Genomic DNA, 8,743 nt, shown 5'->3' with positions numbered 1-8,743 from the left:
GATCCGCGAGGAGATCGCGTCCGGCCGCTTCGAATGGAAGCTGGACCTCGAGGACGTGCACCTGAACATCGAGGCCCGCCTGACCGAGCTGGTCGGGCTGGCCGGCAAGCGGCTGCACACCGGCCGCAGCCGCAACGACCAGGTCGCCACCGACGTGCGGCTGTGGCTGCGCGGCGAGATCGACACGCTGGTGGGCCTGCTGGGCGAGCTGCAGCGGGTGCTGGTCGAGCAGGCCGAGCGCCATGCCGACGTGATCCTGCCCGGCTTCACCCACCTGCAGGTGGCGCAGCCGGTGGCCTTCGGGCATCACCTGCTGGCCTACGTCGAGATGTTCGCGCGCGACGCGGAGCGTCTCATCGACGCGCGCAAGCGCGTGAACCGCCTGCCGCTGGGCGCCGCCGCGCTGGCCGGCACCAGCTACCCGCTGGACCGCGAGCGCGTCGCGCGCACGCTGGGCATGGAGGGCGTCGCGCAGAACAGCCTGGACGCCGTCAGCGACCGCGACTTCGCGATCGAATTCAGCGCCGCCGCCGCGCTGATCATGGTGCACATCTCGCGCCTGTCGGAGGAGCTGATCCTGTGGATGAGCCAGGCCTTCGGCTTCATCGCGCTGCCGGACCGCTTCTGCACCGGGTCGAGCATCATGCCGCAGAAGAAGAACCCCGACGTGCCCGAGCTGGCGCGCGGCAAGAGCGGCCGCGTGGTGGGCCACCTGATGGGCCTGATCACGCTGATGAAGGGCCAGCCGCTGGCCTACAACAAGGACAACCAGGAAGACAAGGAGCCGCTGTTCGACACCGTCGACACGCTCAGCGACACGCTGCGGATCTTCGCGGAGATGATGGCCGGCCTGACGGTCAAGCCCGAGGCGATGGAACGCGCGGCCCTCAAGGGCTACGCGACGGCGACCGACCTGGCGGACTACCTGGTCAAGAAAGGCCTGGCCTTCCGCGACGCCCACGAGATCGTGGCGCACGCGGTCAAGACGGCGCAGGCGCAGGGCATCGACCTGTCGGCGCTGCCGCTGGACGCGCTGCGGCAGTTCGACGCCCGCATCGGCCAGGACGTCTACGAGGTGCTGTCGCTGCAGGGCTCCCTGAACGCGCGCAACATCCTCGGCGGCACCGCGCCGGCGCAGGTCCGCGCACAGGTGGCGCGTCATCGCGAGCGCCTGGGCGCGGCCGTCGCCGCGAAGGGCTGAGCGATGAGCACGCTGGCCTGGACCGACGAGCTGGTGCTCAACCAGCCGGAGCTCGACCACACGCACGAGGAATTCGTCGAGCTGCTGAATCGCTATGGCGAAGCGCTCGATGGCGGCGAAGACGCGCTGCCCGCGTTCAAGGCGCTGCTGGCGCACACCGAGGAGCACTTCGCGATGGAGGAGCGCTGGATGGCGGCCACCGGCTTCGAGCCGGAGAACTGCCACAGCAGCCAGCACGCGATGGTGCTGAACGTGATGCGCGAGGTGGTGCGTTATGCCGAGGACCTCGGCGATCGCGAGCCGCTGGGCATCGTGCGCACCGAGCTCTCGCAGTGGTTCCCCGGTCATGCGGAGATGATGGACGCGGCGCTGGTCTACACGATGCAGCAGCGCGGCTTCGACCCGAAGACCGGCGAATGCCGCGATCCGATCCGCCCCGCGGCCGAAGCGACGGACGCGGTCTCGGCTTGCGGCTCGACGTCCTGCGGCCACTGAACCGCCCTGGCTGAAGGGCGGCTCCGGCCCTGCTGACAGCGCCTGTCAGCCGGCGCCGCCACAATCCGCCGCATGGCCGAGCCGACGCCCGCCCTGCCCGATCGCCTGATCGCCCACCTGGACATGGACGCGTTCTACGCGTCCGTGGAGCTGCTGCGTTATCCGGAGCTCAAGGGGCTGCCGGTGGTGGTCGGCGGACGGCGCGCCCACACGCCGCAGGAACGCCCCGACGGCACGCGCGAGTTCTTCAAGCTGGCCGACTACACCGGCCGCGGCGTCGTGACGACCTCGACCTACGCGGCGCGCGCGCTGGGCGTGTTCTCGGCGATGGGACTGATGAAGGCGGCGCTGCGCGCCCCGCAGGCGATCCTGCTGCCGGCCGACTTCGATTCGTATCGCCATTACTCGCGGCTGTTCAAGGCGGCGGTGCGCGAGATCGCGCCGGTCATCGAGGACCGCGGCATCGACGAGATCTACATCGACCTGACCGACGTGCCAGGCGCGCGCGAGCCGGTCGGCCACGATCCGCTGGGCGGCGTGCGGGCGGTGGCGCGGGAGATCAAGAACTCGGTGCAGAGCGCCACCGGGTTGACCTGCTCGATTGGCGTGACGCCCAACAAGCTGCTGTCCAAGATCGCGTCGGAGCTGGACAAGCCCGACGGGCTGACGCTGGTGACGATGGCCGATCTGCCGACGCGGATCTGGCCGCTGCCGGCGCGACGGATCAACGGCATCGGCCCCAAGGCCGGCGAGAAGCTCGAGGCGCTGGGCCTGCACACGATCGGGGAACTCGCGGCCGCGCCGCTGGAGCTGCTGCAACAGCATTTCGGCCCCGGCTACAGCGCCTGGCTGCACCAGGCGGCCTGGGGCCTGGACGACCGGCCGGTGGTCACGCACAGCGAGCCGGTCTCCATCAGCCGCGAGACCACCTTCGAGCGCGACCTGCACGCGCGTCGCGACCGGCCCGAGCTGTCGCGCATCTTCACGGCGCTGTGCGAGCAACTGGCCTCGGACCTGCAGCGCAAGGGCTACCTGGGCCGCACCATCGGCATCAAGCTGCGCTTCGAGGGCTTCCGCACGGTGACGCGCGACCTGACGCTGGACCAGCCGGTGCAGGACGCCGCGGCCATCCGGCATGCGGCGGGGCTGTGCCTCAAGCGGGTGGACCTGAGCCAGCGGCTGCGCCTGCTGGGCGTGCGCGTGGGCAAGCTGAGCCGCCCCGGGGAGATCGAGCCGGCCCGGCGCGGTCGCGCCGGCGCCGCCAGCAAGCCGGAGGATCCGCGACCGCGGCCGGAGAACCTCAACCTGTTCGGCTGATCAGGCGGTGGGCAGGCGCCAGAGCCAGATCCCGACCGCGAGGCAGCACACCGCCGGCAGCCAGGGCAGCACCGGCATGACTGCCCAGGAGATCGCCGAGCTCAGGGCCATCATTCCCCAGGCCAACTGCTTGGCCCGCAGCGGCACGGCGCGACGCGCGCGCCACTGGACGACCATCGGCCCGAAGCGTGGATGAGCGAGCAGCCAGGCCTCGCAGCGCGCCGAGCCCCGCGCGAAGCAGAACGCGGCCAGCAGCACGAACGGCGTGGTGGGCAGCAGCGGCAGGAAGATGCCGATCACGCCGAGCAGCAGGCTCAGCGCGCCGCCGACCAGCCAGGGCAGGCGCCGCCACAACGCGGCCTCCTTGAGCGCGCTGCTCGTCGCGTCATCGGCGACGACAGCATCCACGGCTGCAGGAACCTCGGTCGGGCGCTCGGGATCGACGGCTTGGGACATCGCGCGACTGTAGCGGCGACGCGTGGCGGCCGGTGCGGCGGCCGCTCAAGTCCGCTGGCGAGGCGGGACCTCCGGCGGCTACAGTCGCCGCCATGAGCGATGCCCCCAGCGACTCCCCGCGCCTGCCCTCCCTCGACGGCCTGTTGGCCTTCGAGGCCGCCGCGCGCCTGGGCAGCCTGGAGCGCGCCGCCGAGACCCTGCACGTCAGCGCCAGCGCCGTCGGCAAGCGCATCGCGACGCTGGAGGAGCGCCTGGGCCTGCCCTTGATGACGCGCCAGCCCTTGCGCCTGACGGCGGCGGGCAAGGAATACCTGGCGCAGGTGCGCACCGCGCTCGCGCTGCTGGCGGCCGTGCCGCTGCACCAGCGCGAGCGGCCACGCGTCACGCGCCTGAGCGTCAGCAGCCCGCCGACCTTCGCGCGGCAGGTGCTGGTGCCGGCGCTGCCCGGCTTCGCGGCCGCGCATCCCGATGTCGAGCTCGAGCTGCTGCTGTCGACGCCCTTCCTGGATCAACCCGCGCCGCCCGCGGAGGTCGAGATCTTCGCCGGCACCGTGCCCGCGGGCGGCGAGGTCGTGCTGGACGACATCGTCACGCCGATGGCGGCGCCGGCGCTGCTCGCGCGGCTCGGCGCGATCGAGACGCCGGCGGACCTGGCCTCCGCCCCACTGCTGCGCACGCCGCTGCAGCCGTGGCAGCCCTGGCTGCGCGCCGCGGGGCTCGATTGGCCGGAGCCCGCGCAGGGCACGCGCTTCGTGGACCTGGGATTGACGCTGGAAGCGGCCGCCTGCGGCCAGGGCGTCGTGCTGGGCCGCCCCAGCCTGGCCGCCACCGCGCTGCGCAGCGGCGCGCTCAAGCGGCTGTTCGACCTGGCCGTGCCGGCCGCCATGCCCTATGGCCTGGTGCGCCATGGCGACGGCGAGGCGGCCCGTGTGTTCTCGCGCTGGCTGGTCCGGCATTGCGAGGCGCTGAGCGCCGAGGCCAATCACGCCTGAGGGTGACGCCTAAGGGTGAGGGAAGTCCCTGACCGATCCGGAACGATCTTCCGGCGTGCGCGTCCAAACTTTCCGGCCGGGCCAGCGGTGGCTCGCCTAGCATCCAGCGCATGAGCGTCATCACCTGCATCGAAGACCTGCGCGTGCTCGCGCAGCAGCGCGTCCCGCGGATGTTCTACGACTACGCGGACTCCGGCTCCTGGACCGAGAGCACCTATCGCGCCAATGAATCGGACTTCCAGTCGATCAAGCTGCGCCAGCGTGTCGCGGTCAACATGGAAGGCCGCAGCACCGCCGCGACGATGATCGGCCGCCCGGTCGCGATGCCGGTGGCGATCGCGCCGACCGGGCTGACCGGCATGCAGCATGCGGATGGCGAGATCCTCGCCGCCCAGGCGGCCGAGGCTTTCGGCGTGCCGTTCACGCTGTCGACGATGAGCATCTGCTCGATCGAGGACGTGGCGGCGAACACGACGGCGCCGTTCTGGTTCCAGCTCTACGTGATGCGCGATCGTGGCTTCATCAACAGCCTCATCGACCGCGCCAAGGCCGCGAAGTGCGAGGCGCTGGTGCTGACGCTGGACCTGCAGATCCTGGGCCAGCGGCACAAGGACCTGAAGAACGGCCTGTCCGCCCCGCCCAAGCTGACGCTGCCCAACCTGATCAACATGGCGACCAAGCCGCGCTGGTGCCTGGGCATGCTGGGCACGCCGCGGCGCCAGTTCGGCAACATCGTGGGGCATGTGAAGGGCGTGGGGGACATGGGCTCGCTGTCCGAGTGGACGGCCAAGCAATTCGATCCGCAGCTGAGCTGGGACGACGTGCAGTGGATCCGCGAGCGCTGGGGCGGCAAGCTGATCCTCAAGGGCATCATCGACGAGGAGGACGCGAAGCTCGCCGCCGCCACCGGCGCCGATGCGCTGATCGTCAGCAACCACGGCGGCCGGCAGCTCGATGGCGCGGAGTCCAGCATCCGCGCCCTGCCCCGCATCGTGGACGCCGTCGGCGACCGCATCGAGGTCCACATGGACGGTGGCATCCGCTCGGGGCAGGACGTGCTCAAGGCCTGGGCGCTGGGGGCGCGCGGCACCTACATCGGCCGCGCGTTCCTGTTTGGCCTGGGCGCGATGGGCCGTTCCGGCGTGACGAAGGCGCTGGAGATCATCCACCGCGAGCTGGACCTGACGATGGCCTTCTGCGGCCACCGCGAGCTGCGCGGCGTGGATCGGAGCATCCTGCGTTAGAACGGGAACATGCGCCCGGTGCCGTTGTCGTCGTACAGGACGGACGGGTTGGAAGCCGTCGCACTGACCAGCACGACGTCGGGGTTCGTGAAGTCCCCGGTCGCTTCCCAATCGATCAGGATGGCCGCCTTCCCCTGATGGGTGCCGCGCTGGAAACGTTGCTCGCGCTCAAGGAAGAATCGATCCTTGTCCAATCCCAGGGACCTCAGATCGAGGGTGTCTATGGCGTGGAGATCCACGTCGAACACGCCCTTGATGCCCGAGGAAAAGACAAAGGTGTCGAACCCATCGCCGGAGATCATGGCTCCGCCCCCGTTCGGCGCGGTCAACACGTCATTCCCGGACGTTCCCATGACCACCTGCGTGGACAGGATCTCCCCGCCTTGCACCTGCACGTGCTTCATGCCGCCTGCCGTCGTCGCCGCGGCCAGGTTGCCGGCCTTGTCGCTGAAGACCACGCGGTAGTAGCCATCGGGAAGACCTGACAGGGCCGACAGCTCGACGCGGCCACCGGCGGCGACATCAACGCGATGGCACTGGTCGGGCGGAAGCGCATCCAGCGCGGCCATGGACGAAGTGTCGGCCGCAGAGGCAGACACGACATAAGCGAAGCCCTCTTCCGAGGCATCGAACTCGGCCCTCGACCCCGCCGCGGGCATCTTGATCGCCGGGGCCACGACGAGCGTGTCCTTGTGGACCGTGATCGAGCTGGAGGCGCCCTGGTTGCCAGCGCGATCGATCTGCGCGACCGTCACCATGTTCGCGCCCTCGTTCAGCGCGCTGCCGGCGATGACCTGGCCCGCGCCCGTCGTCCAGGTGATGCCGCCGTCCAGGCTGTACTTCCAGGTGGCGTCGCTCTCCAGCCCCGAGAGCTTGATGGTGGCGTCGCTGGTCCGGCCGTCACCGGCCACGCCGGTGTCGTTCACCAGAGAGAGGTCGACCGCGTCCGGCGCCTTGGTGTCGAGCGTGAAGTCGAAGCTCGCCGTCGCCGATTCATTGCCGGCCGCGTCGACCTGCTTGACGAGGACGGTCTTGGGGCCGTCCGAAGCGAATCCCGGCAGGTGGAAGAAGCCGGTGTCGGCGTGGGCCTCAAAGACGTACCACTGTCCCTCCTTGAACACGTGGATCTTGCTGCCGACTTCCAGGCCGGACAGCTTCAGATCCGGACTGCTGGTGAGCGGGTTGCCCGCGCTGCCGCCGTCGTAGCGCAGCGAGACCTGAGGCGTGACCGGAGCGGCCTTGTCGATGGTGAAGGTGAAGGTGGATTCGGCGCTCTGGTTGCCCGCGATGTCGGTCTGACGCACGCGTACCGTGTGCGTGGCATTGGCGTAGCCGGGATCCGCGATGGTCCGTCCGGTGCCTTCCTGCCAATTGGCCCCGTCGATGCTGTATTCCCAGCGGGCACCCGCCTCGATGCCACTCACGTCGAGGACGCCGCTGTTGGTGAGCCTGTCGCCGACGGCGCCGGAATCGGTCGCGAGCGACAGCGCGACGGGATCGGGCGCCTTGGTGTCCAGTGTGAAGAAGAACGACCGCGTGGTGGATTGATTGCCTGCCTTATCCGCCTGTCTGATGAGCACCGACTTGGGACCATCCGAAGAGAACGCGGGCAGCCAATAGCTTATTGACGAGGACGCGAGGTCATGGCTCGACCACCGCTTCCCCTCCGTTTCGATGAAAACCGCCCCGCCGACCTCCAGGCCGGACAAGAGCAAGGTGCTCGCGCTGGTGTACAGGTCGCCAGGCTCCCCGCTGTCTAACTCCAGCGAAACGACCGGCACAGATGGCGCGAGCTTGTCGATGGTGAACGTGAGAGATGCCGTGGCGCTCGTGTTTCCGGCCAGGTCGGTCTGGCGCACGCGGACCGTGTGCGAGGCGTTGGCGTAGCCGGGATCCGCGATGCTCCGTCCGCTGCCTTCCTGCCAATCGGCACCGTCGATGCTGTATTCCCAGCGGGCACCCGACTCGATGCCGCTCACGGTGAGGACGCCACTGTTGGTGAGCCCGTCGCCGACGGCCCCGGAATCGGTCGCGAGCGACAGCGTGGGTGCGGCGGCGACAAGGTCCTTCACGACGAGCACCGTCGACGACGCGCTGTTGCCCGCCAGGTCCGTCTGCCGAATGATGAGGGTGTTGTCACCCTCGCTCAGCACGCTGCCCGGGATCTTCGGCTCCGTGCCTTCGGTCCAGGTCTTTCCGTTGTCCAGGCTGTAGGCCCAGGTCGCGCCGCTTTCGATCTGCCCCACGTTCACCCAGCCAGCGTCGTTGATCGCGCCGCCCGTGCTGGTGGTCACGGTGGGCTCATCGACCTTGAGGTCCTTGCTCACCGTGATCGCGTTGATGGCTTCGTTGCCCGCGGCATCGGTCTGCTTGACGATGACTGTGTTGTCGCCTTCGTTCAGTTCTGCGCCGTAGATCGCGTTGCCCGTGCCCGGCTTCCACGTCTGACCGCCATCGGTGGAGAACTCCCACTTGCCGTTGTTCTCGATGCCGGAGACCGTGACCGAGCCCGTGTTGTTGATCGAACCCGTGCCGGTGCTTGTCCCAACGATCGGCTTGTCGATCAGGGTGTCCTTCACCACCGTGATGGTGGCGGTGGCGACGTTTCCTGCGGCGTCCGTCTGCTTGACGGTGACCGTGTTGTCGCCTTCCTTCAGCTCCACGCCGGAGATCGCGTTGCCCGTGGCCGGCTTCCACGTCTGACCGCCATCGGTGGAGAACTCCCACTTGCCGTTGTTCTCGATGCCGGAGACCGTGACCGAGCCGGTGTTGTTGATCGAACCGGTGCCGGTGCTCGTCCCAACGATCGGCTTGTCGATCAGGGTGTCCTTCACCACCGTGATGGTGGCGGTGGCGACGTTTCCTGCGGCGTCCGTCTGCTTGACGGTGACCGTGTTGTCGCCTTCGTTCAGTTCAGCGCCGGAGATCGCGCCACCCGTGCCCGGCCGCCACGTCTGACCGCCATCGGTGGAGAACTCCCACTTGCCGTTGCTCTCGATGCCGGAGACCGTGACCGAGCCGGTGTTGTTGATCGAACC

Annotated in this window: 6 protein-coding genes and 1 pseudogene; 5 read left to right on the top strand and 2 right to left on the bottom strand. The window is 69.2% G+C overall.

Annotation, left to right across the window (positions count from 1 at the left end; translation table 11 throughout):
- The 3 genes from argH to dinB all read left to right on the top strand — a co-directional run.
- A partial coding sequence (gene argH / locus FUT87_RS12220) for an argininosuccinate lyase (protein WP_147241189.1) occupies positions 1 to 1,201 on the top strand: 1,201 nt, incomplete at its 5' end.
- Positions 1,202 to 1,204: 3 nt separating this feature from the next.
- Positions 1,205 to 1,696, top strand: a complete 492-nt coding sequence (locus FUT87_RS12215) for a hemerythrin domain-containing protein (RefSeq protein WP_147241188.1) — start codon at positions 1,205 to 1,207, stop codon at positions 1,694 to 1,696.
- Between the two features lie 72 nt (positions 1,697 to 1,768).
- Positions 1,769 to 3,013, top strand: coding sequence for a DNA polymerase IV (dinB, locus tag FUT87_RS12210; protein WP_091732456.1), 1,245 nt, complete (start codon positions 1,769 to 1,771; stop codon positions 3,011 to 3,013).
- Here dinB and FUT87_RS12205 read toward each other — a convergent pair whose 3' ends face one another.
- Positions 3,014 to 3,421, bottom strand: a complete 408-nt coding sequence (locus FUT87_RS12205) for a YbaN family protein (protein WP_255511788.1) — start codon at positions 3,419 to 3,421, stop codon at positions 3,014 to 3,016.
- A gap of 140 nt (positions 3,422 to 3,561) precedes the next feature.
- Between FUT87_RS12205 and FUT87_RS12200 the strand changes: the two genes are divergently transcribed.
- Both FUT87_RS12200 and FUT87_RS12195 read left to right on the top strand, forming a co-directional pair.
- Positions 3,562 to 4,461, top strand: a complete 900-nt coding sequence (locus FUT87_RS12200) for a LysR family transcriptional regulator (protein ID WP_147241186.1) — start codon at positions 3,562 to 3,564, stop codon at positions 4,459 to 4,461.
- Positions 4,462 to 4,571: 110 nt separating this feature from the next.
- On the top strand, positions 4,572 to 5,705 hold the full coding sequence (locus tag FUT87_RS12195; RefSeq protein ID WP_147241185.1) for an alpha-hydroxy acid oxidase: 1,134 nt from the start codon (positions 4,572 to 4,574) through the stop codon (positions 5,703 to 5,705).
- On the opposite strand, the pseudogene FUT87_RS12190 reads toward FUT87_RS12195, so the two are convergent.
- Positions 5,702 to 8,743: pseudogene (locus FUT87_RS12190) on the bottom strand (Ig-like domain-containing protein); the annotation flags it as partial. The gene FUT87_RS12195 and the pseudogene FUT87_RS12190 overlap by 4 nt on opposite strands.

It is taken from the genome of Mitsuaria sp. TWR114 (assembly GCF_007997345.1).
Note: the sequence above shows the minus strand (reverse complement) of the source record. Positions and strands in the feature narration are given on the sequence as shown.